28 protein-coding genes and 1 pseudogene are annotated in these 27000 nt (G+C 61.7%); 17 read left to right on the top strand and 12 right to left on the bottom strand.

The window, feature by feature from the left end:
- Window positions 1-4: 4 nt before the first annotated feature.
- Window positions 5-745, bottom strand: a complete 741-nt coding sequence (locus AC0J5Z_RS14095) for a GntR family transcriptional regulator (protein WP_017199821.1) — start codon at window positions 743-745, stop codon at window positions 5-7.
- A gap of 168 nt (window positions 746-913) precedes the next feature.
- On the opposite strand from AC0J5Z_RS14095, the gene AC0J5Z_RS14090 reads away from it, so the two are divergent.
- The 5 genes from AC0J5Z_RS14090 (at window position 914) to AC0J5Z_RS14070 (ending at window position 7812) form a co-directional block, all read left to right on the top strand.
- A complete protein-coding gene (locus AC0J5Z_RS14090; protein ID WP_475033239.1) occupies window positions 914-1339 on the top strand; it encodes a ChaB family protein in 426 nt (141 codons plus the stop codon).
- 151 nt (window positions 1340-1490) lie between these two features.
- Window positions 1491-2513, top strand: a complete 1023-nt coding sequence (locus AC0J5Z_RS14085) for a 3-oxoacyl-ACP synthase III (protein ID WP_475033235.1) — start codon at window positions 1491-1493, stop codon at window positions 2511-2513.
- Window positions 2507-5203, top strand: a complete 2697-nt coding sequence (locus tag AC0J5Z_RS14080) for an alpha/beta fold hydrolase (RefSeq protein ID WP_475033231.1) — start codon at window positions 2507-2509, stop codon at window positions 5201-5203. The genes AC0J5Z_RS14085 and AC0J5Z_RS14080 overlap by 7 nt, the downstream gene beginning before the upstream one ends.
- Window positions 5200-6180, top strand: a complete 981-nt coding sequence (locus AC0J5Z_RS14075) for an NAD-dependent epimerase/dehydratase family protein (protein WP_475033229.1) — start codon at window positions 5200-5202, stop codon at window positions 6178-6180. The genes AC0J5Z_RS14080 and AC0J5Z_RS14075 overlap by 4 nt, the downstream gene beginning before the upstream one ends.
- 138 nt (window positions 6181-6318) lie before the next feature.
- Window positions 6319-7812, top strand: a complete 1494-nt coding sequence (locus AC0J5Z_RS14070) for an APC family permease (RefSeq protein WP_475033225.1) — start codon at window positions 6319-6321, stop codon at window positions 7810-7812.
- A 7-nt stretch (window positions 7813-7819) separates the two neighbouring features.
- On the opposite strand, the gene AC0J5Z_RS14065 is transcribed toward AC0J5Z_RS14070, so the two are convergent.
- Window positions 7820-8632, bottom strand: a complete 813-nt coding sequence (locus AC0J5Z_RS14065; protein ID WP_475033221.1) for an MBL fold metallo-hydrolase — start codon at window positions 8630-8632, stop codon at window positions 7820-7822.
- 120 nt (window positions 8633-8752) lie between these two features.
- Between AC0J5Z_RS14065 and AC0J5Z_RS14060 the strand changes: the two genes are divergently transcribed.
- Both AC0J5Z_RS14060 and AC0J5Z_RS14055 read left to right on the top strand, forming a co-directional pair.
- Entirely contained in the window at window positions 8753-8959 is a 207-nt protein-coding gene (locus AC0J5Z_RS14060) for a hypervirulence associated TUDOR domain-containing protein (RefSeq protein WP_475033216.1), read from the top strand.
- Between the two features lie 4 nt (window positions 8960-8963).
- A complete protein-coding gene (locus AC0J5Z_RS14055; RefSeq protein ID WP_475033212.1) occupies window positions 8964-10160 on the top strand; it encodes an NAD(P)/FAD-dependent oxidoreductase in 1197 nt (398 codons plus the stop codon).
- Window positions 10161-10227: 67 nt separating this feature from the next.
- Here the strand turns inward: AC0J5Z_RS14055 and AC0J5Z_RS14050 are convergent, their stop codons facing one another.
- The 3 genes and pseudogenes from AC0J5Z_RS14050 to AC0J5Z_RS14040 all read right to left on the bottom strand — a co-directional run.
- A complete protein-coding gene (locus AC0J5Z_RS14050) occupies window positions 10228-10431 on the bottom strand; it encodes a cold-shock protein (protein ID WP_014921815.1) in 204 nt (67 codons plus the stop codon).
- Window positions 10432-10642: 211 nt separating this feature from the next.
- Complete coding sequence (locus tag AC0J5Z_RS14045; RefSeq protein ID WP_475039705.1) at window positions 10643-11404, bottom strand: cation:proton antiporter domain-containing protein; 762 nt, start codon at window positions 11402-11404, stop codon at window positions 10643-10645.
- An 82-nt stretch (window positions 11405-11486) separates the two neighbouring features.
- Window positions 11487-11810, bottom strand: a pseudogene (locus tag AC0J5Z_RS14040) (cation:proton antiporter domain-containing protein); the annotation flags it as partial.
- A gap of 248 nt (window positions 11811-12058) precedes the next feature.
- On the opposite strand from AC0J5Z_RS14040, the gene AC0J5Z_RS14035 reads away from it, so the two are divergent.
- Window positions 12059-12667: a dihydrofolate reductase family protein gene (locus tag AC0J5Z_RS14035; protein WP_475033210.1), complete on the top strand. Its 609-nt coding sequence runs from the start codon at window positions 12059-12061 to the stop codon at window positions 12665-12667.
- A gap of 27 nt (window positions 12668-12694) precedes the next feature.
- Here the strand turns inward: AC0J5Z_RS14035 and ligD are convergent, their stop codons facing one another.
- Window positions 12695-13939, bottom strand: a complete 1245-nt coding sequence (gene ligD, locus AC0J5Z_RS14030) for a non-homologous end-joining DNA ligase (RefSeq protein WP_475033208.1) — start codon at window positions 13937-13939, stop codon at window positions 12695-12697.
- A gap of 155 nt (window positions 13940-14094) precedes the next feature.
- Between ligD and AC0J5Z_RS14025 the strand changes: the two genes are divergently transcribed.
- The 3 genes from AC0J5Z_RS14025 to AC0J5Z_RS14015 all read left to right on the top strand — a co-directional run bounded on the left by AC0J5Z_RS14025 (window position 14095) and on the right by AC0J5Z_RS14015 (window position 16452).
- Window positions 14095-14229, top strand: coding sequence for a hypothetical protein (locus tag AC0J5Z_RS14025; protein WP_445933465.1), 135 nt, complete (start codon window positions 14095-14097; stop codon window positions 14227-14229).
- Window positions 14230-14265: 36 nt separating this feature from the next.
- Window positions 14266-14616, top strand: coding sequence for a DUF3846 domain-containing protein (locus AC0J5Z_RS14020; RefSeq protein ID WP_475033204.1), 351 nt, complete (start codon window positions 14266-14268; stop codon window positions 14614-14616).
- Between the two features lie 87 nt (window positions 14617-14703).
- Window positions 14704-16452: a pyruvate dehydrogenase gene (locus AC0J5Z_RS14015; protein ID WP_475033202.1), complete on the top strand. Its 1749-nt coding sequence runs from the start codon at window positions 14704-14706 to the stop codon at window positions 16450-16452.
- Window position 16453: 1 nt separating this feature from the next.
- Here the strand turns inward: AC0J5Z_RS14015 and uvrA are convergent, their stop codons facing one another.
- Window positions 16454-18988, bottom strand: coding sequence for an excinuclease ABC subunit UvrA (gene uvrA / locus AC0J5Z_RS14010; protein WP_475033199.1), 2535 nt, complete (start codon window positions 18986-18988; stop codon window positions 16454-16456).
- A gap of 159 nt (window positions 18989-19147) precedes the next feature.
- On the opposite strand from uvrA, the gene AC0J5Z_RS14005 reads away from it, so the two are divergent.
- On the top strand, window positions 19148-20686 hold the full coding sequence (locus AC0J5Z_RS14005; RefSeq protein WP_475033195.1) for a hypothetical protein: 1539 nt from the start codon (window positions 19148-19150) through the stop codon (window positions 20684-20686).
- Between the two features lie 104 nt (window positions 20687-20790).
- Window positions 20791-21207 (top strand): nuclear transport factor 2 family protein, encoded by a 417-nt coding sequence (locus tag AC0J5Z_RS14000; RefSeq protein WP_475033190.1) that lies wholly within the window; start codon window positions 20791-20793, stop codon window positions 21205-21207.
- Between the two features lie 28 nt (window positions 21208-21235).
- Here the strand turns inward: AC0J5Z_RS14000 and arfB are convergent, their stop codons facing one another.
- Window positions 21236-21655 (bottom strand): alternative ribosome rescue aminoacyl-tRNA hydrolase ArfB, encoded by a 420-nt coding sequence (gene arfB / locus AC0J5Z_RS13995; protein WP_475033187.1) that lies wholly within the window; start codon window positions 21653-21655, stop codon window positions 21236-21238.
- A 290-nt stretch (window positions 21656-21945) separates the two neighbouring features.
- Here arfB and AC0J5Z_RS13990 point away from each other — a divergent pair, with 290 nt between their 5' ends.
- Both AC0J5Z_RS13990 and AC0J5Z_RS13985 read left to right on the top strand, forming a co-directional pair.
- On the top strand, window positions 21946-22341 hold the full coding sequence (locus AC0J5Z_RS13990; protein ID WP_475033184.1) for a hypothetical protein: 396 nt from the start codon (window positions 21946-21948) through the stop codon (window positions 22339-22341).
- 83 nt (window positions 22342-22424) lie between these two features.
- Entirely contained in the window at window positions 22425-23045 is a 621-nt protein-coding gene (locus AC0J5Z_RS13985; RefSeq protein ID WP_475033182.1) for a dihydrofolate reductase family protein, read from the top strand.
- A 17-nt stretch (window positions 23046-23062) separates the two neighbouring features.
- On the opposite strand, the gene AC0J5Z_RS13980 is transcribed toward AC0J5Z_RS13985, so the two are convergent.
- Window positions 23063-23503 carry a hypothetical protein gene (locus AC0J5Z_RS13980; protein ID WP_475033179.1) on the bottom strand — a complete coding sequence of 147 codons (441 nt, stop codon included), beginning with the start codon at window positions 23501-23503 and terminating at the stop codon, window positions 23063-23065.
- 229 nt (window positions 23504-23732) lie between these two features.
- Between AC0J5Z_RS13980 and AC0J5Z_RS13975 the strand changes: the two genes are divergently transcribed.
- Entirely contained in the window at window positions 23733-24215 is a 483-nt protein-coding gene (locus tag AC0J5Z_RS13975; RefSeq protein WP_475033177.1) for a pyridoxamine 5'-phosphate oxidase family protein, read from the top strand.
- Between the two features lie 6 nt (window positions 24216-24221).
- The gene (locus tag AC0J5Z_RS13970) at window positions 24222-24578 is read left to right on the top strand and encodes a TraR/DksA family transcriptional regulator (RefSeq protein ID WP_475033175.1); all 357 of its coding nucleotides are present in this window, start codon (window positions 24222-24224) and stop codon (window positions 24576-24578) included.
- A gap of 17 nt (window positions 24579-24595) precedes the next feature.
- Here the strand turns inward: AC0J5Z_RS13970 and AC0J5Z_RS13965 are convergent, their stop codons facing one another.
- From AC0J5Z_RS13965 to AC0J5Z_RS13955, 3 genes are all read right to left on the bottom strand, one after another.
- Window positions 24596-24856 (bottom strand): hypothetical protein, encoded by a 261-nt coding sequence (locus tag AC0J5Z_RS13965; protein ID WP_475033173.1) that lies wholly within the window; start codon window positions 24854-24856, stop codon window positions 24596-24598.
- Window positions 24857-24964: 108 nt separating this feature from the next.
- On the bottom strand, window positions 24965-25519 hold the full coding sequence (locus AC0J5Z_RS13960; protein WP_475033169.1) for a dihydrofolate reductase family protein: 555 nt from the start codon (window positions 25517-25519) through the stop codon (window positions 24965-24967).
- Complete coding sequence (locus AC0J5Z_RS13955) at window positions 25516-26823, bottom strand: MFS transporter (RefSeq protein WP_475033167.1); 1308 nt, start codon at window positions 26821-26823, stop codon at window positions 25516-25518. The genes AC0J5Z_RS13960 and AC0J5Z_RS13955 overlap by 4 nt, the downstream gene beginning before the upstream one ends.
- Between the last annotated feature and the right edge of the window lie 177 nt (window positions 26824-27000).

Here is a 27000-nt window from a genome sequence, read left to right as displayed (position 1 = left end):
TGTATTAGCGCTGTACGAGTGTCATTTCAAAACTGTAGGAATCGGCGCGGTAGACGTGGTGGCCCGTCTCCACATGGCGGCCGGTATCGTCCACGGCTGTACGTTCCATGGTGACCAGGGCGGAATTGACCTCGGTCTCAAGAAGGGGTGCTTGATAGTCATTGGCGATCATGGCGCCGATCCGCTGCGTGGCAAGGCGGAAGTTGACGCCGCCCCGGCGCAGAATCGAGTAAAGGCCCTCCGCTGCAAGCATGGCTTCGTCCATGGTGGCGATGTCATCACGCACCCAGTTCTCCATCAGGGCCAGCGGCTTGCCCCCCACCTTGCGCAGGCGGGTGAAGTGGTACACCTTGGAGCCGGCCGGTAGCTCAAGCGCCGCGAGGGTGGCGGCGTCGGCCTCCTCGTGGGAAAAGCTCAGCACGGTGGTGGTGGGCTTCTTGCCGTTGTTCGTGAGGTCGTCAAAGAGGCTGGAAAGTTCCAAGGGCCGGCGGACCTGACTGGATACCACCTGGGTTCCTACCCCGCGTTTGCGAACCAGGAGACCGGAGCGGACCAGTTCATCCATGGCCTTGCGCATGGTGGGCCGGGACAGGTTGAGCTGGGCAGCGAGGTCAATTTCGTTCTCCAGGCGACTACCGGGTTCCAGTACGCCGCTGTGGATGGCGGCCTCGATACCTTGAACCACTTGGTGGTAGAGAGGCACGGGAGAAGAACGGTCGATGTTGAGACCAAGTTTTGTAACCACTGGAATACCCCGGGTTTCAGGCTCAACCTCTTGCCTCCGGTGTGGATGCTCGGGTATGTAGCCATTTGTTCGCTTGATAGGACATACTTTCTCCCTCGATGGTAGCAGCCAACTTTCGATGGTCAAATGGTTTATGTCAGAGCACAAGCCGACGGAAGGATGAGTGCCATGCCCAAGACCGGAAAGAACGATCACGCCCGCAAGGACGAGTTGCCGTCCACCCTGCAGCGCTCGGAACAGAAAGCTCAGGATACTTTTGCCAAGACCTACGATTCGGCCATGGAGTCCTACGACAATGATCCGAGTCGGGCAGCCCGTACGGCATTCGCGGCTCTGAAGCACAGTTACGAAAAAGTTGGAGACCACTGGGAGCCCAAGGATGAGCGGGGCCCTTCCGACGACCGCGCGGAGGAAGGGGTGGATTCAAATAAGCCCACGGCCGGGGGAGTGGATGCCAATGCCTCCAAAGAGCACCTCTACCGGCGGGCTCGGGAACTGGACATCAAGGGCCGCTCGAAAATGGACAAGAATGAGCTGGTGGAAGCGCTGCAGAAGGCCAACGACGCCGCAACGCGAAAGGCTCGGGAAGGCTAGCCCCTCATCATCCCGCCCCGGTCCGGAGTCGGCCCAACGGACGCCAAATATGCAGGAACGGGTTGACACCGGCATAGTTAACGTCTCGGGGTTGCACTTTATGGGTACAGTCACCGCATGAAGGCAGGACAGAAACGAACAGGGGCTTAACTTGGCAGGGAATGCGACCTTCCGGCACAGCAACACCGCACTGCTCTCGGTGAGCAGCGTCGAGGCTCCGAGGATAGTGAGCTCCACGGATTTCGACCGGAGATTGGCTTCGACCCTGCAGCGGCTGAAGTTTCCACCGCGACTGCTTGAGCGCGTTGCGGGCATCACGCACCGCCGCTGGTGGGCCGCCGGGACATCCTTCGATGACGCTGCGGTGGAGGCGGGCGCAAAAGCCTTGGCTGAGGCCGGCGTCGAGGCCTCGGAAATCGGCTTGCTGATCAACACTTCGGTTACCAGGCGCAACCTCGAACCGTCCGTGGCGGTCAAGATCCACCACGAACTCGGCCTGCCGTCGTCTGCCATGAACTTCGACTTGGCCAACGCCTGCCTCGGATTCGTGAACGGCTTGATCCTGGCGGCCAACATGATCGATTCGGGCCAGATCAGGTATGCCGTCATCGTCAACGGCGAGGACGCGCAGGGCACACAGGAAGCTACGCTGGCGCGACTCCAGCGGCCGGAGACTACGCGTGAAGACTTCAACCGTGAGTTTGCCACGCTGACTCTTGGGTCCGGGGCTGCCGCGGCCGTCCTGGGCCCCGTTGACGAACACCCGGGGGCACACCGTCTTGTGGGTGGTGTCATGCGTGCCGGCACGGAACATCATGAACTGTGCGTTGGAGGTATCGATGGCATGACCACCGATACCAAGGGCTTGCTCGACGGCGGCCTGCAGCTTGTGGTCGACGCCTGGCATGAAGCCCAGCCTGAATGGGACTGGGCCAGCATGGATCGCTACGTCACACACCAGGTCAGTAACGCCTACACCCAGGCGATCATCAACGCCATCGACCTGGACCCGGACAAGGTTCCCATTACGTTCCCGCACTGGGGCAATGTGGGGCCGGCATCGCTCCCCATGACGCTCGCCGCCCAGGCACAGTCCTTGACCTCAGGTGACCGTGTCCTGTGTATGGGAGTGGGTTCCGGGCTGAACGCAGGAATGGTGGAAATCGTTTGGTAGCCACCAACTGGCCCGGCGTGGACCCGGAATGGTCCCGGACAATCCGGGTAAGGTCCACGTCGGAGGTGGACGCGCCGGGCGCTGTTCGCCGCTGGCACTTGCTGGATAACGGCGCCCAACTCACGCGCCGTGGCCTGACTCCGGCCGGTACCTTGCTGTGCGTGCATGGCAACCCCACTTGGTCCTATCTGTGGCGGACGCTGTTGAGCGCGGGAGCAGACCCGGCCCATCCGTGGCGCGTGGTTGCTGTGGACCAGCTGGACATGGGTTATTCAGAACGCACCGGAACATTTCGGCGCCTGGCTGACCGGATCAATGACCTCGGTGATCTTACAGATGCGCTTGGCCTGGAAGGGCCGGTTGTTACGGTGGGCCATGACTGGGGTGGCGTGATCAGCATGGGCTGGGCGCTGGAGCACCCTCAGCTCGTCACGGGTGTGGTGCTGACCAATACTGCAGTCCATCAACCCTCGGATTCGCCAATCCCGTCGGCACTGCGGCTCGCCTTGCACCCCGCCGTGCACCGGTGGGGCACCACGACGTCGGACGCCTTCCTGCGCGTGACGCACTCGCTGGCAAACCCGCCGCTGCCGGCCGACGTCGGCAGGGCCTTCATGGCCCCCTACCGCGGAGCCGGACGCCGGGCAGGGGTGGGGAATTTTGTTGCGGATATCCCCGCGAATGCGGACCATCCCAGCTTCCCGGCGCTGACCCGTGTAGCGGAAGGCCTGCGCGGGCTGAAGTTGCCGGTCCTGATGCTCTGGGGCCCCAAGGATCCGATATTTTCCGATCGGTACCTCAAAGATCTCATCGGCCGGCTTCCGCATGCTGACGTCCATCGCTTCGAAGGAGCAGGACACCTCTTGCCGGAGGACCGGGACATTGCCACGCCTGTTTTTGACTGGCTTGCTGTACATGGTGCCGTCATCAGTGGCGGCGATTCGCAAGTGGCCGTTGCTATTGACGGCGGAGAGCCGGTCAAGGATGTGGCCGGAGAGAAGGATCCAGCGTTCCGTCCACTGTGGGACTCGCTGCGCGAGCTGGCTGCTGGTCTGGGAAAGGACGACATCGCTGTGGCCGAAATGGCGCCCGACGGCAGCGTGAGTCGGGCGCTCAGTTGGCAGCAGCTGGACCGGAACATCCTTGACTTGGCCGATGGCCTGCGGGAAGTGGGTGTGGGACGTGGTAGCCGGGTGAGCCTGATGGTCCCGCCCGGCACCGAGCTCACCGTGGCCCTCTACGCCTGCCTGGAGTTGGGTGCGGTAGTAGTGGTGGCCGACGCCGGACTGGGAACCAAAGGCATGAGCCGCGCTGTGAAGGGCGCTACCGCCGATTTCCTCATTGGTATCGACAGGGCACTCGCAGCAGCCTCGGTGCTCGGTTGGCCGGGGCGGCGCATCAGCGTGCAGGACCTCCCCGCCACCCGCCGTCGAATCCTGGGGGTTGAGACCTCGCTCGCTGCCTTGGGGCGGCGTGGAGCCGGGCGCGGCCACGCGATGCCAAGGACGAGCGTGGACCCGGCTGCCCCCGCCGCTGTCCTGTTCACCTCCGGCTCCACTGGCCCCGCTAAGGGCGTGCTGTACACCCACGGGCAGCTGGCCGCGATGCGGAATACGGTTGCCGCGACTTTCGGGATTCGTCCCGGGGCCCGGCTCGTGGCGGGCTTCGCCCCCTTTGCCTTGCTGGGTCCGGCGCTCGGAGCGGTTTCGGTGACCCCTGCCATGGACGTTACTGCACCGCGCACCTTGACGGCCCGAGCACTGGCGGACGCCGTCGCTGCCATCGACGCTACCGTGGTCTTCGCCTCGCCCGCAGCGTTGCGTAATGTCATCGCTACCCGGGATGACCTGAGCGGGACTGGGCGCATTGCTCTTCAAAACATTGAGCTGCTCCTGTCCGCAGGCGCGCCCGTCCCTGAGTGGCTCCTGGCACAGGTGCAGCAGTTGATGCCCCAAGCGTCCCTGCATACTCCCTACGGGATGACGGAGGCGCTTCCAGTCACGGACATCAGCCTGGAGGAAATTCAAGCCGCGGAAGCCGACGCGGCTGCCGGGACCGTCCTGGGAGCCGGGAACGGGGTTTGCGTGGGGAAGTCGGTTCACGGAGCCGATCTGGCTGTTGTCCCGTTGGCGGTGGATGGAACCGCAACCGGACCGACCCTTGTGACCGAGGCGGGGGTCACCGGCGAAATTCTGGTCAGCGCGCCGCACGTCAAGGAAGCCTATGACAGGCTCTGGCTGACCCAACGGGAGAGTGCCGGCGTTACCGGATGGCACCGCACGGGCGACGTGGGACACTTCGACGCCGCTGGCCGACTTTGGGTGGAGGGACGCCTTGCCCATGTTGTGACGGCACCTGGGACAGTGGTGACGCCGGTCGGGGCAGAACAATCCATCGAACGTCTGGACGGCGTGCGGATGGCTGCCATCGCCGGTGTTGGCCCGTCGGGAACGCAGGCGGTTGTTGCAGTGGTGGAGACCGCGCCTCCTGTCCTTAAAGCCGGCCCCGCTGAGCCGGAACTGGCGGGGCGTGTCCGGTGCGCGGCCTCCCAGGCCGGCGTCGATGTCAGCGCCGTGCTCGTGGTCCCCGCGCAGCCCACCGACATCCGGCACAACGCCAAGATCGACAGGACCCGTCTGGCCCGCTGGGCTTCACGGGTGTTGGCCGGCGGACGTCCGGGGAAACCATGAGGGTGCTCGTCACCGGCGCCAGCGGGCTTCTCGGGGGAGAAGTGGCCCGGCAGCTGCTTCGCCAAGCCCATGCCGTAGCAACGTTTCAGCGCCGCCCGTCGGGGGTGGATGGCGCGGAGGACTTCCGCGGGTCCATTGACGATGATGCGGTGCTGCGCAGCGCAGTTGACGGGGCGGAGGGAATCATCCACCTCGCCGCCAAAGTGTCCATCACGGGGCGCGCGGCCGAGTTTGATGCGGTGAATGTGGAAGGAACCCGCCGGTTGCTCCATCTGGCCAGGGCGGCCGGGGTGCGGGACGTAGTGTATGTCTCGTCTCCCTCGGTGGCGCATTCCGGCGCAGCCATCGTGGGGTTGGGGGCGGAGCAGGCTGACCCACGCCATGCGCGCGGCGACTACGCCCGCACCAAGGCCGAGGCGGAATTGCTGGCCCTTGCAGAGGATCAACCTGGCTTCCGGGTGGCAGCAGTGCGCCCCCACATTGTGTGGGGCCCCGGGGACACCCAGTTGGTGGAACGTGTCCTGGCGCGCGCCAGCCGTGGCCGTCTGCCATTGCTCGACGACGGCGCAGCACTGATCGATACAACCTACGTGGACAACGCCGCGTCCGCCATCGTTGCTGCGCTGCACCGGATGGAGCACGTCCATGGCAGGGCCGTGGTGGTGAGCAATGGTGAGCCCCGGCCCATCGGCGAACTGCTGGCCGGCATTTGCTCAGCGGGTGGCGTGGCCCCGCCGTCGTGGTCTGTGCCGGGCGGTGCGGCAAGGGCAGTCGGAGCAATAGTGGAAAGACTCTGGACCTGGGCGGGGCGCAAAGAGGAACCGCCGATGACCAGGTTCCTCGCCGAACAGCTCTCCACCGCGCATTGGTTCGACCAGCGAGTGACCCGTGAACTCCTTGACTGGGCACCTGCTGTCTCGATTGATGAAGGACTGGCCAGGCTAGCCGAGTACTACCGTTCAAGTATCCGGCCGTAGGGAAACAGGCCGACTTCGGTAGAGCCGTTTTGCCATTTCGCCGTATCAGTGTTGCCAAACCCCAACCGCAGGACCAAAGTGAGATAAATCAGATCACTTACATGGTCCAAGGGGCCGTGTACGGGCCGGGGGTGGACCATGAGCACCACGTCAGACAACGCCTTGGAAGCAACGCCTGCAGGTGAGGAACCACAGCTCAAACGCGTGCTGGGACCCAAACTTCTCCTTCTCTTTATTGTAGGAGACATTCTGGGGGCAGGCGTTTACGCGGTCACCGGGACAATGGCCGGGACAGTTGGTGGCATCGTCTGGTTGCCTTTCCTCCTCGCCTTTATCGTCGCCACCCTCACCGCGTTTTCCTACCTTGAGTTGGTGACGCAATACCCGCAGGCAGCCGGGGCTGCCCTGTACACGCATAAGGCCTTCGGGATCCACTTCGTTACCTTCCTCGTGGCGTTCGCCGTTGTTTGCTCCGGCATCACCAGCGCCTCGACATCGGCCAATGTCCTTGCCCAGAACTTCTTTGGTGGCCTGGAAGTCAACGGCTGGATGGATGTGCCCGACCGCGGCGTGATAACCGCGGTGGCACTGGGCTTCATGTTGCTGCTGGCGGTGATCAACCTGCGCGGCGTCGGGGAGAGCGTTAAGTTCAACGTCATACTCACCGCCGTTGAGGTGCTTGCCCTGTGCATCGTGATCGGGGTGGGCTTCTTCGTGATGGCCCAGGGAACCGGCAATGTCCAGGAAGTCTTCGTATTTACCGATTATCAGGACAAGGGGCTGTTCCTGGCTGTTACCGCAGCCACGTCCATTGCCTTTTTTGCCATGGTGGGCTTCGAGGACTCCGTAAACATGGTTGAGGAAACCAGGAATCCGGAGCGGATTTTCCCGCGCACCATGTTGACTGGCCTCGGCATAGCAGTGATCCTCTACATGCTGGTGGCTGTGTCCGTGGTGAGTGTGCTGACCCCGGCGGAACTGGGTGAGATCAGGGAAGCCGAAGGAGCCGCGCTCCTGGAAGTGGTGCATAAGGGGTCACCGGATTTCCCCATCGACAAGATCTTTCCCTTCCTCGCCGTCTTCGCGGTAGCTAACACCGCGTTGATCAACATGTTGATGGCCAGCCGGCTTATTTATGGCATGGCACGCCAGCACGTTCTCCCGCGAGCGCTGGGACGGGTCTTGCCGGGTCGCAGGTCGCCGTGGGCTGGCATCGCTTTCTCCACCGTCCTTGCCATGGGGCTGATTTGGTACGTCAGCATCGACCCCTCGAGCAACATCGTGGCCAATCTTTCCGGGACCACGGCGTTCCTGCTGCTGTGCGTTTTCACGCTGGTAAACGTCGCCTGCGTCGTCCTTCGCCGAAAGCGGGACCCCCACCGGAAGGTGTTCTTCACTTCCCCGGGACAACTGCCATTGGTGGCAGCCGTACTGTGTGCCTTCCTTGCTGGTCCATGGGTGGGCAGGAACCCCATCCAGTACCAAGTGGCCGGCGGCCTCATGGCCATCGGCGTGGTGCTGTGGTTCATTACCTGGCTGATCACCCGGAAGACCAACACGGGAGCTGGAGGACCAGCCAGTGCACAGGCGGATGTGGAGGGCCAAGGGCGACCGCAGCCACCGCAGGAATGACGCGGACTCAGGTCAGGTGGTCGAAGTCTCCCCGCGTCCATGCGGCGTGCCGTTGGGCCGAGTCGTGCAGTACGTCTTTCGCCCCGGAGGCGATGACGTTGTTGAAGTTGCCGTAGATTCGATCGAAAGTAAGCCCTTCCAGCCGGGCGGCTATACGTAACGCCACCGCCCCGGAGAGCGGTAAGCGATTGGGATAGCTGCGCATGAACGCGACTGTGCGACGATCGGGATTGGGAAACACGGTGTCACCGGTTAGGAGTACCCCCTTGCCGCCGGCTCCTGCTGCCCAGTGCGCCACCGCACTGCCTTGGAAATGCCCACCAATCTGATGCAGGACCAATCCATCGGCGATTGTTGTGGTGCCGGACCAGAAGGTGACACTAGGGTCGCTGCGCCCGAGCCATTCGCGGTCGGCCGCGGCGACCAGGACCGGGACGTTTCCAAGACGGCGCGACCACTCCACCTGCACGCCGAACATGTGCGGATGGCTGGCGGCAATAGCTGCAACGGGGCCGTGTTCGAGGACAGATGCAACAGCGTTGTCGTCGACGTACCCCACGGGATCCCACAGCAGCGAGCCCTTGGACGTCACCACGAGCTGCGCGGTCTGGCCGATCCCGACTTTCGGCTCCGTTTTGACCGCGAAAAGTCCGGGCTCGTTCTGCTCCAGCACCGTCTGACGTTCAGCCCCAGCCAGTTCATCCAGAGTGAGCCATTTTTGTCCGTCCTCGGGCACGTACTGCCGTTCATCGGCGCAGATCGGACAAACGTCGGGCACAGGTTCGTCGTGTTCAACGGCGCAGGTTGCGCAGATCAGCATTGCGAGTCCTTTCCACAGCTCTTTGTATCCGGCTGTCCCGCCAGGTATCGCCAGATGATCATCATGCTTACTATTGTGGGGCAGTCGAAGTCGGAGAGGGACACCACATTAGGAGCGGACATGGCACTGAGCAAGGGAACACACGTGGAGTGGAACACCCCGCAGGGCAAGACGCACGGAAAGATCGTGGAAAAGAAGACCAGTGACTTTGTACTGGATGGCAACAAACATGTGGCCAGCGAGGACGAGCCGCAGTACGTGGTGGAGTCAGAGAAGACCGGTGCCAGGGCAGCGCACAAGGGCTCCGCATTGACTGAAAACAGCTAGTGGCATGGCACCGCAACACGAGGTAGTCATCATCGGCGGCGGCAATGCAGGGGTGTCGCTCGCAGCACGCTTGGGGAGATATGGCGTCAAGGACATCGCACTCATCGAACCCAAGGACCACCACCTTTACCAGCCGTTGTTCTCCCATATCGCCGGTGGACGGGCCCAGGTCAAAGAAGCAGTCCGAAGCCAGGAGTCCGTGACGCCCAAGGGCGTGACGTGGATCAAGGACAGGGCGGTCAACGTGGATGCAGATGCCAACTCAGTGACGCTGGCGTCCGGTTCCACGGTGACTTATGGACACCTTGTTGTGTGCCCGGGGCTCCAGTACAACTGGGACGCTGTGCCAGGGATGGCTGAGGCGGTGCAATCGCCGTATGGCTCCTCCCACTACGACTTCGAGCTTGCGCCAAAACTCTGGGCCCTCTTGAGCGCCATGAAGTCCGGGACCGTCATCTTCACCATGCCGTCGGGACCTGTTAAGTGCGGCGGGGCAAGCCAGAAACCGATGTATCTGGCCTGTGACTACTGGAAGGAACAAGGCGTCCTGGACAACATTCGGGTTGTCATGGTCCAGCCCTATCCCACAGTCTTCGGCATTCCCGACGTTGACCGGGAGCTTGACCGCAAGGTCGCCGAGTATGGAATCGAACTGAGGACAAACAGCGAGTTGGTGGCGGTGAATCCCGCCGGACGTACGGTCACTATCCGGAACATTGCGGACCACACTTCGGAGGACTTGCCCTACGATGTCCTCAACGCCGTCCCGCCCCAGTCCGCGCCGGATTGGCTCAAAGCCACGGACTTGCCAGCGGAAGGGGACGAGCACGGTTTTGTGGAGGTGGACACGCAAACGTTGCGTCACCCCAGGTACCCCAATGTCTGGTCACTGGGCGACGCTGCAGGAACAACCAACTCCAAAGCCGGCGGGGCGCTGCGCAAGCAGACCAAGGTTCTGGCTAAAAATTTGGTCTCGGCCCGCAAAGGCGAAACGCTCAGCCAGAAGTACAACGGATACTCCGTATGTCCGTTCACGGTTTCGCGGAGCACCGTCGTATTCGCCGAGTTCGACCCCCAATACCGGCCCATGCCAACTATCCCAAAGGTTCCCACATGGAAGGAAAGCCGGCTCTCCTGGTGGGTGGACCGCGATATGTTCCCGCAGGTTTACTGGCACCTGATCCTCAAAGGCCGCGCGTAGGACGCCAAGAGACCGGTCTGGCCAATAGGCCGGACCGGTCTCTGTTAGTGAATCTGGTGTTGTGAACCTAGGCGGGCTGGATGTTCTCCGCCTGTGGACCTTTGGGACCCTGCGTGATGTCGAATTGGACCTTCTGGTTCTCCTCCAGCGAGCGGTATCCGCTCGACGTAATCGCTGAGTAGTGAGCAAACACGTCAGGGCCTCCATCGTCCGGGGCGATGAATCCGAAACCCTTTTCAGCGTTAAACCACTTAACTGTTCCTGTTGCCATGCCTTTATTTCCTTCACCCGGTCGCTGGTCGGTCCCGCTGGTCGGTTTGCCGTCCCTGCCACTCACGATACGAGCCTATGGGCCGGTTCCGCTTGGGGCAACACATTTGCGGAGACGCGTAGGCGTCGGTGGGAAGAACGTCCGACGGCGGGAGGCCGCCGTCGGACGCTTGTTGCCTTTGCCGGGGCTGCTTCAGGGCAGCCGGGTTGCCTCACGCTTTCGGTGGGAGCAGCGTAGGATCTGTGGCTTCTGTGCGGCCTAGTGCACGAAGCGCCAGCAGCGGAAACAGGAGTACCGAGAGCATCCCCGCGCCTATGAGGGCCGAGGAAATTCCATTGCTGATGAACCCATGCTCCCGGCCAATGGTTGTCACGGCAACGATGATTGGCAAAGCTGTGGCACCAAACAGCAGGAGGGCCCGTCTGTCGGCTCTAGTGGAGCCAGGGGGCGCGGCCAGCAAAGATGGCAGGCCACGGATGATCAGCAAAAGGACCAGGAACAGGGGGACCATGGCCAAGGTCAAGGGGCTGGAGGTGAGTGCGCCCAGATCGAAGTCAATGCCGGTATCGATGAAGAAGATGGGGACGAGGAAGCCAAATGCGACTGCGTCGATCTTGGTCTCAATGACTTTCCGGTCTGCTTCAGGAGCGCGCGCGATGGTGACCTTCCAGAGGACTCCTGCGACGAAAGCACCCAGGAGCATGTCGAGACCCAACACCATGCTGAGCACCACCAGCGCGCTGAGAATCAACAGGATTGACCGCATGGCGAACTGGCTGCTGGTGTGCAGCGTGGCAGTGACTTGGGCATGGAACAAGGTGTGCCGTGCCTGGGAGGCAAGGTAAATTGCAATGCCGGTCAGGAGAACGAAGCCGAGAAGCACTCCTGATGCCACTCCGAGTTGTTTGCCGCTGAAGAACAGTGAAATGGCTATCAGCGGACCAAACTCGCCGGCCGCGCCCACGGCTGTCACGGCGACACCGATCGGTGACTTCGATGCGCCGGCGTCCCGGGATGATCGGCAGTAACGCGCCCAACGCTGTGGAGCACAAAGCAACGCCTATGATCACGGCAGCCTCCGGGGAGGGGTCCAAGACAAAACCTGCCCCGATGCCTGCGGCCAAAGAGATGACCCAGCCCGCAGAGGCTCGGTAGATCGGACGGCCGCGGATTGCCGTGAAGTCGATCTCGTTGCCGGCAACGAAGAACAGCATGGCCAAGCCGAAGTCAGCCAGCGTGTCCGTGAACGCGGTGGATTGGACCCATCCCAGGAGACTCGGACCGAACAGGATGCCAAGAACAATCTCAAAAACCACGATTGGCACTTTGACCCAATGATCAAGGAGCCGGGTGGCAAGAGGGGCCACGACAGCCAGCATGGCGATGAGTACCAGTGACGCGGACAAGCCTTGCATCGGCAGTGCCTCCGGTACCTCGGCTACTTCAAGGAAAAGTACTCCAAAGCTACCGCCACCTCCCGCGGTGCGCCACAAGTCCTGCCCCAAAAAACCGGCGCCCTGAACAACCGGTTCCGGGTTCCGCGACGAACGGTGAAGCAGCATACTGATTCGAGGAAGACGCCACAGCCTCGCGGCATCCCGCCGCGGTTCACGCGAAGGAGCGCATCGTGGGAATTCTCTCCGCAAACCTGTTCATCACCCTTGACGGCGTCTATCAGGCGCCGGGCGGCCCCGAGGAAGACAGGGGCGGTGGCTTCGAATTCGGCGGCTGGCAGGGAGCATATTTTGACGACGAGACTGGCGAAGCCATCGGAGCGGGGATTGACCGCATGGACGCCTTGCTGCTTGGGCGAAAAACCTACGACATCTTCGCGGGGTTCTGGCCGCATCAGAAGGACCACATCGGCGAGACGTTCAACGCCTTGCCAAAGTTTGTTGTCTCACGAACCCTGACCCGCCCGGAATGGGAAGGAACCACAGCACTTCCGGAGGTTTCGGAGCTGGCTGAATTGAAGGAGCGGTTCCTGGATATCCACATGTTCGGCAGCGGACACCTTATTCGCTCGCTGCTGGAGGCCGACCTTCTCGATCGACTGAACCTTTTCCTTTACCCGCTCACCTTCGGCTCGGGAAAGCGGTTGTTTACTGATGGCTCGGGAGTCCCGGCGGCTTTCCGTTTTGCGCAACCACCGCGGGCGTTCCCGAAGGGAGCGGTCATGCTCTCCTACGAGCGTGCCGGTGCGCCGGTTACGGGCATCACCATCGGCCAGGACTAGCTGCGCGTCTTCAGGTTTTGGGCAGCGTCAGGAAGCTGGCTGGCCGGGCCATTCCTTGCCCGCCCACGGGTCATAGTCTGCGATGAGCTTCTCTTGGGGCGGGCGCCTGTCTTCAGGGATGTGCTGAAGGTTTACCCGCACCCGGTACCAAAGGGAACTCGATCCCCGCATCCCGTCGACAAGGACGTCGGCAGGGTGCAGCAGGGAAACAACGTCCGCGTTCCGGGCCTTCCACTCATCGAGCGCGGCCTCGGCCTCAGGCTTGGTCTTGGTGCGGGCCACCTCGATGAGCGGCATCGTTGACATCCGGCGGCCGGAGCCGTCGCCGCTCCTGGGAGCTTTCTCGGCGGGGCCAAGCTCGGCGGCCAAGGCGAGAAGCCCATCGAGCGAGCCGGCTGCGTCATCGATTCCTGTGTGCGGGTCGCCCAGATCCGAGAAACGCCCCGGGACTGAATGCACGGTGAATTGCTCCGGCCGAGCGGAGCGCACCTCGTCCCACGTGAGCGGCGTTGAGACGCGGGCATCGGGCCGGGAACGGATCGAGTAAGCGGAAGCTACTGTGCGGTCCTTCGCGTTCTGGTTGAAGTCGACGAAAACGCTCTCACCACGCTCCTCCTTCCACCACTTGGCGGTCGCCAGCCCCGGAGCGCGGTTCTCCACCTCACGGGCAAGGGTCTCGGCGGCGAGCCGCACATCACGGTAAGACCACTGCGGTGCTATGCGGACCAGGATATGGAGCCCCCGGGAGCCGCTTGTCTTTGGCCACCCCACCAACCCGACATCATCCAGGACATCCTGTGCGACGTAGGCGGTGTCCACGATCCGGGACCATTCCACGCCGGGCATCGGGTCCAAGTCCACCCGGAGTTCATCCGGGTGGTCGAGGTCCTCCGCACGGACAGGGTGCGGGTTGAGGTCCAAGCATCCAAGATTCACCACCCACGCCAAGCCGGCAGCATCGCGGATGACCGTTTCCTCGGCGGAGGTGCCGGACGAGTAGTGGAGAGTGGCCGTGTCAATGAAGTCAGGATGGTTTTCAGGGACGCGTTTCTGGAAGAACGGTTCAGCGTCTATGCCCTTGGGAAATCGCTTGAGCACCATCGGACGGCCGCCGGCGCCGCGTAGAGCCCCCTCTGCCACTGCGAGGTAGTAGTTCACCAGATCGAGCTTCGTCAGCCCGGGCTCGGGAAACACCACCTTGTCCGGATTGGAGATGCGGACCTCACTGCCGGCGATGTCGAGGATCTTTGCCGGGGGCTTCGACGGGTTCATGCGGCCACGCTAGCAACCAACAGCCCTCCCAGCCAGAGTCACGTTCAAAGAAAAGGCATAAAAGATCTCCGGCCTTGAGGCGCAAATTCTGCAACTGGCTTTAAAAATATAAGTAGGTATGGTGTTGTCATAACGAAAATATAGAGGAGCACAAAATGTCCGGCAAATCACCCAGCAGTGCCAAGTCCAAGAAGACAGGGAAGACCATTCTGGAAAAGCGGGCCGAAAAGAGGGCAAAAGCTGAAGGCAGCGAAAACCTCTTCTCCAAACCAAGGAAGAACCAGCGGTAGAGCGGCCGCATAGCAGCAGAAACGGAAATCACAGCAATGCAGCAACTCATTACTGTGCTCATTATTCCCGCACGCCTCAATGAGTGTATCCGGGTGGAAAGAATTGAGCCCGTCATGTCAATTCAGCAGTCCCTCGTAGAAGGAAATGTTGAAGCAATCTCCGGTCGTGGCTGGCACGTTCTTCTGAACGACCAGGCAATTCACATTCCTTTGCCCCTGAACCCCCGGGCCGAGGTCTTGATACGGGAAGCAGGCACTCCAATGGAGGACACCGTCAGTGGCACTGCCGTTTTCCTCGGTCACGGGAGCAGCGGCAGCGCCGCAGACGTGCCGAGTCATCTGTTGAGTCTGGCGGAGCGCCTGTTCGAGACTCGGCTGGCAGCTTAAGCAGAAGGCCTTCACAGGCGGGGACGGGACAGGCCGACTATATTGGCCCTGTCAGCCCACCACCACCATTGAGGGAGCCTGCACACTATGGCCAAGGAACTTGCCACCCAACTCATCGAACAACTCCAAGCGGCCGGCGTGCAGCGGATCTACGGAATCGTTGGCGACAGCCTTAATCCAATCGTGGACGCCGTCCGGCAAACTGGAGGCTCCAAGAAGGGCGGCATCGACTGGATCCATGTGCGCCATGAGGAGGCGGCCGCATTTGCTGCCGCTGCGGAGGCTAAGTTGACGGGAAAATTGGCGGTCTGCGCGGGCTCATGCGGACCCGGAAATCTGCACCTGATCAATGGTCTGTACGACGCCAACCGCACCGGAGCACCGGTGCTTGCCATCGCTTCGCACATCCCCAGCAAGCAGATTGGCAGCGGCTTCTTCCAGGAAACTCATCCGGACCGGCTCTTCAACGAGTGCTCCGTGTATTCGGAGATGATTAGTACGGCCGAGCAAGCACCGCGGGTCATGCACAGCGCCATCCAGAACGCTGTAGGCCTCGGGGGAGTCGCGGTTGTCACCCTTCCCGGCGATATCGCCGGGCTTGAAGCTACGGCACCAACCCCATTGCCGGCCGCCTTCCGTCCGGCGGCCCTGGTGCCCGATCCAGCCAGCGTCAGGGAACTGGCTGACGCCATTAACGACGCCGGTAAGGTGGCTATTTTTGCCGGCGCCGGCGTCGAAGGGTCGCATGATGAACTGATCGCCTTGGCAGAACTGGTCAACGCACCAATCGGCCACTCCCTGCGGGGCAAAGACTTCGTTCAGTACGACAACCCTTTCGATATCGGGATGACCGGGCTGCTCGGCTATGGGGCGGCGGCCGAGGGCATTGAAGACGCGGAACTGTTGATTTTGCTCGGCACTGATTTTCCCTACGACCAGTTCCTGCCGGACACCCGCACGGCCCAGGTCGACAGGGCCGCACAGCGGCTGGGGAGGCGGACCGACGTCGACATTGCCGTCCATGGCGACGTACGTCCCACCTTGACGGCCTTGCTGCCCTTGGTGACGCCGAAGAAGAGCCGACGTTTCCTTGACCAGATGCTGAAGAAGCATGACCGCCTGATGAACAAAGCGGTGGGAGCTTACACCCGCAAAGTGGAGAAGAAGCAGCCAATCCACCCCGAATACGCGGCATCGCTGCTGGACCAGGTTGCGGCGGAAGACGCCATTTTCACTGCCGATACCGGTATGTGCAACGTCTGGACTGCGCGTTACATCAACCCGCTGGGCACCCGTCGGCTGATTGGCTCCTTCCTCCACGGATCCATGGCCAACGCCCTTCCGCACGCGATCGGCGCGCAGATGGCTTATCCCGGACGACAGGTAGTCTCCGTGTCCGGTGACGGCGGGCTATCCATGCTGATGGGCGAGCTCATTACGGTGGCCGCGCACCAGCTGCCGGTGAACGTGGTGGTGTTCAACAACTCCACACTGGGCATGGTGAAGCTCGAAATGCTGGTGGACGGTCTACCCGACTTCGGAGTGGACGTGCCGGACGCCAATTACGCAGCGGTGGCCAAAGCCCTGGGTTTCCATGCCGTGCGCGTCACGGATCCGGCGGACATCGAGGCAGCGTACCGGGCAGCGTTTGCGCACCCCGGCCCGTCCTTGGTGGAGCTCATCACCGACCCCAACGCCCTCTCCATCCCGCCGAAAATTTCGGGGTCGCAGGTCATTGGATTCGCTACAGCCATGTCCAAGGTGGTTCTTAATCGCGGTGCCGGGGAGGCTGTCAGCATGGCGCGAAGCAACCTGCGGAACATTCCCCGGCGGTAGGTTACCGCCGGCCGGCAGCAGCGAGGTAGGGCGCTGTCCGGCTTGTTCGGGAACGCGCGACGACGGTTGGCGGGCCTGCGACCATGATCTCGCCGCCGGCGTCGCCACCGCCGGGACCCAAATCGATCACCCAGTCGGCGCCTGCTACGACGTCCATCTCATGCTCCACCACGATGACCGTGTTTCCGGCATCCACCAGCTTGTGCAGCTGGGCCATCAGAAGTTGGACGTCGGCCGGGTGTAATCCAGTAGTGGGCTCATCCAGCAAATAAAGGGTGTGGCCACGCTGGATGCGCTGCAGCTCGGTGGCGAGCTTGATGCGCTGGGCCTCACCGCCGGAAAGCTCGGTGGCCGGCTGGCCCAGGCGGAGGTATCCCAAGCCCACCTCGCGAAGGGTTTGGAGACTGCGGGCAACGCCGGGAAGATCAGCCAGGAATTCGGAAGCCATGTTCACGGTCATGCCCAGGACGTCGGCAATATTGTGTCCACTGTAGGTGACTTCCAGGGTTTCGGGATTGAACCGCGAACCGTGGCATTCGGGGCAGGGCCCGTAACTCCCGGGGAGGAACAATAGTTCCACAGCCACGAACCCTTCTCCCTGGCAGGTTTCGCAACGACCGCCGGCTACGTTGAAGGAGAACCGGCCAGCCCCGAAGCCACGGGCACGGGCTTCCTCAGTGGCTGCGAACTCCTTCCGGACTCCGTCAAAGAGCCCGGTGTAGGTGGCCAGGTTGGAGCGCGGGGTCCGCCCGATGGGCTTCTGGTCCACCTTGACGAGCCGGTCGAGCTGGTGGAGCCCGGATACCAGGCCCACATTGTTTGTTTCGTGCGGAGCGTCTGCGTCGGGGTGCAGCTCGGCCCCGACAACCTCGGCGAGAACGTGGCTGACCAGGGAGGACTTACCCGAGCCGGACACGCCAGTCACCGCCGTAAGCACGCCTAACGGGAACTCAGCTTCCAAGTCCCGAAGGTTGTGCCGGTTGATGTTCTGAAGCTTGAGCCACGCCTTCGGCTGGCGGGGCTCTTTTGGTGGACGGGTCTCTTTTGGTGGATTCGGTTTGTGGCTGTCAGGGAACAGGAACGGCCGCGTGATGGAATCCTGTACGTCAGCAAGTCCGGCCACGGGACCGCTGTACAGGACCTGTCCTCCGCCATCGCCCGCGCGGGGTCCGACATCGACAAGCCAATCGGCTGCCTTGACGAAGTCCATGTTGTGCTCCACTACGAACACAGAGTTGCCTGAGGTCTTGAGCTGGTCCAGCACAGCGAGGAGCGGCTCGGCATCGGCCGGGTGAAGTCCTGCAGATGGTTCATCAAGCACGTAAATGACGCCGAAAAGCCCGGAACGCAGCTGGGTGGCGATCCTGAGGCGTTGCATCTCGCCGGGAGAGAGGGTCGGTGTTGGACGACCCAGCGCAAGGTAACCCAGGCCCAGATCCAAAAGTACCGTGAGCCGGTTCAGTAGGTCGCGGGTGATGGCGACGGCTACCTCGTTGGTTTCACCGGAGTTCCCTGTCCGTGAGGCTGTGCCGGCTGCCGTCAATTCCGTGGTGGGACGGATGATGTTGGCCAGGTCGGTCATCGGCAGCGCGTTGAGCTCAGCGATGGTCTTGCCGGCGAAGGTCACAGCCAGTGCTTCCGGCCGGAGCCCGCTGCCGCCACACTGCGGGCAGCGCCCGCTTTCCATGAAGCGCAGCACCCTGTCACGCATCGTGGTGCTTTTGGAGTCGGCCAGGGTGTGGAGCACATAGCTTTTGGCGCTCCAGAACCGGCCCTTGTAGGGCTTGGCGACGCGGTCCCGTTGCGGCGTCACTTCCACTACGGGCTGTTCTTCGGTGAAGAGGATCCAGTCGCGGTCCTTCCTGGGGAGCTTCCTCCATGGCGTGTCGACGGCGTAACCAAGATGAGTGAGAATGTCGCGGAGATTTTTGCCTTGCCAAGCGCCGGGCCACGCGGCGATGGCACCATCACGGATGCTGAGGGACGGGTCAGGAACCAAGGACTCTTCCGTGACCGTGTGGGCGACTCCCAGTCCGTGGCATTCAGGGCAAGCACCAGCGGAAGTGTTGGGGGAGAAGGCGTCGGAGTCCAACTGTCGCGCGCCTTCCGGATAGCTCCCGGCTCGCGAGAAGAGCATTCGCAGGGAATTGGACAGCGTGGTCAGTGTGCCGACGCTGGAACGGGCGGTTGCCGTGCCCCGGCGCTGTTGGAGGGCGACGGCGGGTGGCAGCCCTGTTATCGTCTCTACCTTCGGATTGTGGCCCTGTTGGATGAGGCGCCGGGCGTACGGGGCCACGGATTCGAAGTAGCGGCGCTGGGCCTCGGCAAAGATCGTGCCAAACGCCAGGGACGATTTCCCGGATCCTGAAACTCCTGTGAAGGCGACAATTGCATCACGGGGTACGTCCACGTCCACGTTATGGAGGTTGTTCTCGCGGGCTCCACGGACCCTGACGAACCCATCCTCAGCGTCGGCAAACTGTGCTGACCCTTGGGTGGAAGCTTGGTGCCTGGCAATTGTCAGTTTGCTGTCCATTGAAACGACTCTATCGGGCGCCAGTAACCAACGCGATTCGCTGTGGCCATGTGGGGAACTTGCCAGGCGGTCCCATAACCTTTTGTCCGGGGGCGTTCGCGCTGCTTTGAAAGTTTCACTGTGAATCTTTCGCTTGATTGTCTCGTTGGGGGAAGACTCGTGATCAGAAAAATAGTGTCCGCCTGGTTCCTTGCGGCAACTTTGGCGGCGTCGTCGCTGGTGTTCGCGGTCCCGGCGGAAGCGGGCGCGCAGGTGTTCAACCCGTGTCAACGCCTCAGCTCCGGGCAGGTGAAGTTTCCGTCTTACGCGGCCAATCGTGTCACCTTTGCCACTGCGACAGACCGTTCACAGTCGGCCGTGGTCATCACGGGGTGTGTACGGGCGGGGAGCGGGTACGCGCAGGAGTGGCAAACCACCGGCTTCGCCGGTTCCAAGGGGTTCTCGGCCCAGAACCTTGCATGGGAAGACACTTGGAAGTCTCCCACCGGAAGCTTCAGTTTCACGGAGGCCTTAGGTCGATCGAATCCGGGGACCGCGCTGAAGTACTACAAGGTGAACCCCAGTTCCCGCTGGGGCGGTGAGCACGGGCCCACCTATAACCAGTATTTCGAGGGGCTAGGCGGCGAATCCGACGAGAACCTTTGGACATACATGAATCAAGGATTCTATGAGCAGGCCGCAGTGATCAACTGGAACCGATACCCGGACATGCCAACAGTCCAAGGGGCGTCCTATGCGATCTTCTTCCACGCCGGCAACGTCCCGAGCGCTGGCTGCATTTCAACGCACTTAGGGACCGTAAACCAGCTCCTGAAGACCAACCGGCCCGGTGACCGCATCATCATGGGCGCCGTGGACGACGTCTTCACGCCCTACAGCAGCTCACCGTTCGGGACAATCACCAACAAATATGCAGCAATCGGGGGCCCTGCCTACGCCGGTGATCCCATCAGCAACGAGATGTATGGCCTCAAAAATGGTGGAGCCGGCCAAGCTTTCCAAAATGGCTCCATCTATCACTCGCCACTATCCGGTACCTACTTCAACACAGGAGTGATACGCGGCAAGTGGGGTTCAACAGGCTTTGAAAACGGATTTCTCGGTTACCCGGCGTCCGATGAGTTACGGATGACCCGGGGAGCCTTGGGCCAGGCATATCAGAACGGCTCCATTTACTGGGGCGGGAGCACAGGCGTGCACATCAGTATGGGTGCCATCCGTGCTGCGTGGGGTGCCACCGGGTACGAAAGAGGCTATCTCGGCTACCCAACCACGGACGAGATAACCGGCATGGCCAAAGGCGGCATCGGTCAAGCATACGAAGGTGGCTCCATCTACTTCACGCCCGCAACCGGAGCGCACGTCAGTACTGGCTTGATCCGCCGCAAATGGGCCTCCCTCGGCTACGAGGCGGGGATCTTGGGGTACCCGGTCACGGACGAGATCCGAGGCATGGTGAACAGTGGCGTCGGACAGGCGTACGAAAACGGGTCCATCTACTACTCACCTGCCAGCGGCGCACACCTCAGCATGGGTGCGATCAGGAACCTCTGGGCCCAGCACGGGTTCGAGAAGGGCAAGCTCGGTTACCCGATCTCCGATGAGTACGTTTCTGCCGGCACCGTCGTGCAGGACTACCAGGGAGGTAGCATCCGCTGGTTCGGCTCCAGTGGCAAGGTCAGCTTCAGATCCAGCTAGCCCATGTCGCCCTGGAGAAGTCGACGCGTCACCTCATCAAGAAAACCTGAACCGGCGACAACAAGCCATGGCGCAATCCGGGCCCCAAGAGGACAATGCCGATCATGGCTGAACAAATAGTCAGTGATCAAGGCGTCAATGAGCAGGACGCCAACGAGAACATAGTCAAGCGGCTGATCGACTGCATCAACGATCGACACATCGAAGTCATGGATGAGCTCTTCCACGACGACGCCGTGATGCATTGGCCCCAATCCGGGGAAGTGGTTCGCGGCGCCGAGAATCGCAGGGGAATCTACAACGCTTTTCCGCAGCTGCCCACCATCACACCCCGGCGTCTGCTCAGCGGTGGGAACCTGGTGGTGGCTGAGGCGCTGCTGGACTACGGCGGACCCACCTATAAAACAGTCTTCATCTTCGAATTTCGCGATCGCAGGATAGCCAAGGAGACTGCTTACTGGAGTGATGCATTCCAGGCCCCGGAGTGGCGTTCGCAGTGGGTTGAAATCATTAGTACTTAGTCACTTTTGCCCGAAGGAATGCCCGGGGCTACTCGGCGGCAGGCCGGCGTCGTTGTTGTTTGGTTGCGGACCTGAGTTCTTTTGCGGCGCGGTGGCGGCGAGCGGAACCGCGCGTCGGTTTGGAAGCACGGCGGACGGATTCCGGGACGAGGCCCGTTCTTATGAGCTCAGCGAGCTTGGCCATGGCGATCTCACGATTACGCAGCTGGGATCGTTCCTCCGATGCGGTCACGGTGATGGTACCGCCGACGAGTTTTCGCCCCAGGCGTTTGAGCAGCAACGACCGCTGCTCATCTGTCAGGGTGGCAGAAGCGGTAACGTTCCACATCAATTCGGCCCGACTGTCCGTGGTGTTGACGTGTTGACCGCCCGGTCCGGAGGAGCGGGAGAATCGCCAATTGAGTTCCGCGGCGGGGATCGTCAGTGAGGGCGAAATTTCCAGGTCCATGGATCAAGCCTCGCACGTCACGGATGCCCACGCGGGCAGGACTGCACTGACATCCTCCGGCATCCTCGGCGTCTCAGGCGGTGGCGGTCTGGCTGCGATCATCGTCATCACCACAGTCCCGACGGCGGGCGCGTGGGTGGTCACCGGCTCAGCGCTTGGGGGAGCGGCCCTTTCTGCGTGTACCTGCTTTGGCGTTCACGGGTTGACCGGACAGTCTGACGTCCATATCGCACGGGTGGTGAATCGTCACTTCCTCCGCTATGTTCACTTCCTACGCTTAGGATCGACTCATGGCCGGTTCACTGGATGTTCTCGGCCCCATCCTGGAAATGATGACGTGGGTGGGGTTTGTCCCCGGCGTGCCGCTGCTTTTGTGGGCGTGGGTCATTGCCAAGCGTCGATGCGTTTGGACTACCGCCGAGGGAGAACAGTTCGCCGCAGGCGGATTTCTGGGACTGCATTGGGTAGATCGGGCGAACGAGGAACAAAAGGTCCTGCTGGATATCCCTGCCCGCGACGGGAGCGTTGAATCACGCGCTGTGCTGGTCCACTACGACCTCTGCCACCCCTCCCGATGCTCGCTGCATCCGCCCCGCCACGACAACACTGTTCTGATTCTCGGCTGGATCCTCACTGGTGTTGGGATACTGAGCACCCTGGGCGGGTTCGTCCTTCTCCTTCTCTAGCGCGAACCCCTTGAACCTCCAATTGCTCCGGGGCTAGCATTTCCGCGCACGGTCAACGCGCACCGTAAACCTAGGAGACTGCTATGAGTGAGACGACCGCAACCCTGATGGTGGACCTGATCATTTCCTTGGACGGCTACGCGTCTGCCGAAGGTTGGCCCGGCTGGTGGGGATTGGAAGGTCCGGAATACCTGGCCTGGTTGGACGAAGAGGCGAAGAAGGACTTCACCACACTTATGGGCGCGAACACGTATCGGGTGATGTCCAGCATGTCGGAAGAAGCCTCTGAAGACAGCTCGGGGTTTTCAGAGGAAGAGGGCGCCAGCCTGAGCGGGTTGGCTGCCATGCCAAAGATCATCTTTTCCTCCACTCTGAAGGAGCCCTTGGCATGGCCCAACTCGGAACTCATTTCGGGTGACGCTGTGGAAGCTGTCCGGGAACTAAAGCGGACCCGAACCGGCACGTTGAGCACTCTGGGCAGCTTGAGCCTTTGCCGTTCCCTGCTGACGGCCGGTCTGGTGGACAGGTATCGCTTGGTAATCTTTCCCGTGATCACCGGGAGGACCGGTAGTGAGCGAATCTATGACGGCTACCCGGATGTCGCCTTGGAATTGGTGGACAGCCGGACGTTCGATGGCCGCTCGCAGCTTCTCGAGTACATACCCACTGTCATAGAGGGCCCGCCACCAGCAAGGCAGGGTTGATTTCATCCGCGGGTGCCTCACCTAACGTTCAGTGTCTGACCCTCATTTACGTGTTCGAACAGTGGAGCGAGGCAATCAGCGTAATAGGTCATGGCCTCGGCGAAAGTGAGTAACTTTGGTCCGTCGGCGGCGGCGCCCGTCGAGCCCTGCGGGTCTGCCAGGTCCACGTGGCAGAGAACAGGTTCGCGGCTGATGCCGTTGGCGGTCAAGGTGGCAATTCCCCAAGGGTGGGTTGGGTCGCTCACGGAGATGCCGGCAGCATCGAACGTGTCCCGCAGGACGTAGTGCGTGACCGTGCGCCACGACTGGAGAAACGGCGGCTGCAGCTGTTCTATGAGGTCGTCGTCATTGGTGTTGTAGGCGGCCGAGAGGGCGGCTGAAAGTCCGTCCCATTCGTTGGCGTCCCGGACCATAAGGTGCGCGGTCCTCAGGCGGTCAATGGTTTCAATAAACGTCATGGCAGTCCCCAAACTTCCCGTCGTTTTGCTTGGCCCGCATGGGACAAGCCTGACCGCCGTCGGCATGTCATTAATAATGAGAACGGATAGAGGTGCAGCATGATTCCCGGAAAGCCTCGTGTTTTTTGTACTGCTATCGGCATTCCTTACTCGCCTATTGAATCAGTAGTCTTACTAATAGGCTGGACGATCGGGGAAAGCTCCGGAACGAAGAGAAACGAGGCGAGGTATGACTGAAGAGCCGGGAATCAGCAAGGTTGTGGACATCATCAACGATTCCAAGATCGGCATGCTGACAACCGTCAACGAGGCGGGGGCGCTGGTCAGCCGGCCGCTGGCTGTCCAGCAAGTGCAGGACGACGGCGACATGTGGTTCTTTACGGGGCTGGGAACCTCACAGGTTGCCCATGTAAGGCAGGATCCGCGGGTGAATGTTTCCTTTGGCAAGAACACAGAGTGGGTCTCCGTAGCCGGGACTGCCGAGGTTGTCACGGACCGGCAGAAGATCCATGGGATGTGGAACCAGGTTGTAGAGGCATGGTTCCCAGATGGCCCTGACACTCCGGAGGTTTGCCTGCTTCGCGTTGATTCAGATTCGGCAGAGTATTGGACGAGCCCGGGCGGAACGGCCGCAACGGTACTTCAATGGGTCAAGTCCAAGGTCACCCACTCCCGGTTCAGCGTGGGCGAGAGCGGCACAGTAGAACTATGACCCGACGTGGTTGATACTGAGCGGTTTCGGTTCCTCCTGGAGGAGGAAAGGAGTCGCAAACTCGAACTGCTCAAGGCGCTGCGAAGCGACATCACCTCGGTGAGCCTGGCCCGTCAGGATTCCAATGTGGACGACGAACATGATCCTGAAGGCAGCACCATAGCTTTCGAACTCTCCCAGGCGTCCGCACTACTGGACCAAAGCCGGGTTGGTTTGGAGCAGATCGAACAGGCGCTGGCGAGGATCGCAGGGGGAACCTACGGACGGTGCGCGGTTTGCGGCGTAGCCATCCCTGAGGGCAGGCTTGAGGCCCGGCCGTGGACGCCTTTCTGCGTCGATCACGCATCCGGAAAGTTGGAATAGCTTGCGAAGAGGCTGAGTCAGCTGGACATTCCCGGCGAGACCGGCACGAATTCGATGCCCTGCTGTACCTTCTTCTTGGGCCCCCGGTCGAACCCTTTTGCATCCAGGTGATTCCCCGCGCGGTAGGCTGCGAGGGCTTCGTCGTAGATCTGGTTGAGCCGCAGCCCAGTGAATACCTCCTGGGTTCCATCCGCAAATACGACGGCTACCGAAACGCTGGCGGGAAAGTGCCTGCTCATTCGGATGAAGCCTTGGGGGTCCTGCTGTAGGGAGATCACTTGCCAACCGCGCTTTCAGTAGTGGTTGATCTCATTCTTGCGTACTTGAGCACCAGTGGGTGCTTCTGGCGCCGCTGCCCGCCCGACGTGACTAGCCGCTCAAGGTGACTAGCCGCCGTCGGGCACTTTTCTTTTGTCCTTCACCTTGTAGTTCAGCAGCACGATCCCTGACGGGTATTTGCGGCAGTCCAGAAGCTCTAGTTTTGTCCACTGACTGACCTGGCCGAAGAACGGGACTCCGCCGCCAAGGATAACGGGGACGATGGACACTCCGAGTTCGTCAATCAGGCCCAGCTCGACGAACTCCGTGACCAACCCGCCCCCGCCGAACAAGCAGATGTCCTTGTCTGCCGGAATGGATCCCTTAATGCGGGCAACGAGGTCGTGCAGATCGCCGGAGAAGAGCTCTGCCTTGCCCTTGGTGGCAAGCGCTTGATCGTGCGTGACCACATAAGTTGGAACCTTGGACCCTCCGCCACCCATCCTTAATACCTCGCGGTAGGTGTTGGCCCCCATGATGTAAGCCCCGGTCCTGCGCTCGGTCGCTTCAAAACCGTAGTCCTCGTCCCTTGCCATGGCGTCGTTCAGCCACGAAAGATCGCCGTTCCGTGACGCGATGTACCCATCAAGGCTGGCAGCCATGCCTCCAAACACGGCGCTCATGGCAGGAATTCTGTGTCTGATGCGGTTTCGGCTGTGCTGGCACGGTCGGCAGCCGCGCCCTGCTTCCGGCTGCCCAGCAGGAACGGCACTGCGATGAGCTCGATGACACCCGCCATGGCCAAGGATGCTGGATAGCCGTAGAGGTCAGCGCCCCGGCCCAGCAGCGGCTGGATCACTACGCCACCGCTGGAACCCATCAGTGAATCGAAGCTCAGGACGGTGGCCCGCTGCTTCGATGGGATCATGTCGTTCACATATGCCTGCCGGACGGGTGTGGCCGCGGAACCCACAACAGCCCACAGCGCGAGCAACACCAGCGCCACCCAGAAGATACGCGTGAATCCAAGGACCAGCAGGATGACGCCGCCCGCCAACGCACCGAGGATCAGCACGGACGTGCGCTTGTGGAACATTTGCCGGGCGTGCGGGGCGAGCCAGCCTCCCAGGATCTGCGATCCCGCCACGATCGCTGCGGCCAGACCTGCAATGGAGTACGCCTTGGGGTCGCCAAACAGGTCCAGCAGATAAGGCTGCAGTGCGTAGAAGACATAGATCCCGACGCCGGCACTAAAGGGGGCTGCCAACATCACGTACCGGACTGGCGGGTTTTTCAAACCATTCTCGATCGAGGCGGACAGCACAGCTCGGGTCGCGCGGAGGGGGTGCGTCGAACGCTCAGGCGAGAAGCCGACGTCGTGCATGAGTCCAAACGCGACAGCAAACATGGCGAGCAGCACCAGCACGCGCAGGAGGAACGGCACGCCAAGGTTGGTGGCTTGGGCAATAACCCCGCCCGCCACTGACCCCGTCAGCATCGCTACTCCTTGCACCATCTGACCGCGGCCGAGCACTGATTCCAGGCCGCCTTCGTAACCCGAGAAGCGCAGGGCATCGACGAGCCATGCCTCAACAGCGCCAGAGAAGAATGTGAAGCCGAGGCCCAGGAGGACGGACACCACCGCCCACATCCAGAACGGCGCAGAGATCTGCCACATGACGAAGTACAGGTAGGTGGATACGGCAAGTGTCACAGTACCCAGCAGGAACGAGACGCGCCGGCCCCACCCATCAGCAATAACGCCCGTGGGGACCTCGAAGAGGACCATGCCTGCAGTGAAGAAGGCGTTGGCGGCGAAAGCCTCCAGGTTGCTCAAGCCGGCATCCAGAAGGAACAGGGTGTTGATGCCCCAGATGAAGGAGGCCGCAACGGTATTGCCCAGCGTCAATGTGAGGTAGACGCGTTGGATCTTTCGGGCGGCGTTATTCAGAGTGTTGCCGCCCTCGCCGGCGCGAGGAGGGACCACCAGCTAATTCTCGCCCTGTTACCGGTCCTCCGCCAGAGCTTCCGGGGATGGCGTGCTACGTTTGGTGACTTGTCGGGATGTCTTGGGAGGCCCCCTGAAGTAGGCGAGTGCTTCAGCGTGGTGCTGAACTCTCCAGGATCCGTTCATGACGGCCATAAGCCTGTTCTACGCTCAGGG

This window comes from Paenarthrobacter sp. TRD_SC_7, from assembly GCF_056156245.1.
This window is presented reverse-complemented; position numbering and strand designations above follow the sequence as displayed.